Source organism: Kingella pumchi (genome assembly GCF_022288825.1).
GTDB classification, from domain to species: Bacteria; Pseudomonadota; Gammaproteobacteria; order Burkholderiales; family Neisseriaceae; genus Kingella_D; species Kingella_D pumchi.
In genome coordinates, this window is the sequence record NZ_JAKOOW010000062.1 from 1 (window position 1) to 595 (window position 595).

The 595-nt window shown below is 45.9% G+C and carries 1 pseudogene; it reads right to left on the bottom strand.

Annotated features, from left to right (window positions below):
- Window positions 1–555, bottom strand: a pseudogene (locus MB824_RS10795) (IS1595 family transposase); the annotation flags it as partial.
- Window positions 556–595: the final 40 nt, after the last annotated feature.

Genomic DNA, 595 nt, shown 5'->3' on the forward strand with positions numbered 1-595 from the left:
ACGGTCGATTCCATTGTATTTGCGCAGTACGCGTTTTGCCTGATTCCAAAAGTTTTCAATGCCGTTGATATGGTTTTGTCTGTCGGCAAACAGCTTGCTGTGATTAATGCGGTGGTGGGTAAATCCGCTTACATCCAACACATCATAGCTGCTCAAACAATCCGTATAGACAATGCTGTCTGGCATAATTTTCTTTGTGATAACAGGAAATAACGTCTCTCTTTTAGCATTCTCAACTACCACGGTATAAACCTTGCCGCCGCGTTTGAGAATGCCAAAGACTGCCACCTTTCCCGCCGCACCGCGCCCGCGTTTGCCTTAGCGGTGTCCGCCAAAATAGCTCTCGTCCAACTCAACTGAGCCGTCAAAAACCGTATCGACTTCCAGTGAAAGATGATGGCTGATGACTTCGCGAATCTTGCGGTAAAACAGCACTGCCGAATTGGGGTGGATGCCCAATAAATCGGCGGCTGAACGGGCGGTAACTTCGAGTACAAAAAACTGAAGCAGTTTCTTTTGAATACTCTTTTTTAGTTTACAATGGGTTATCTTCATTTTTGCAGTCTAACATGACTGCTTATCTAGTACAGCCCCA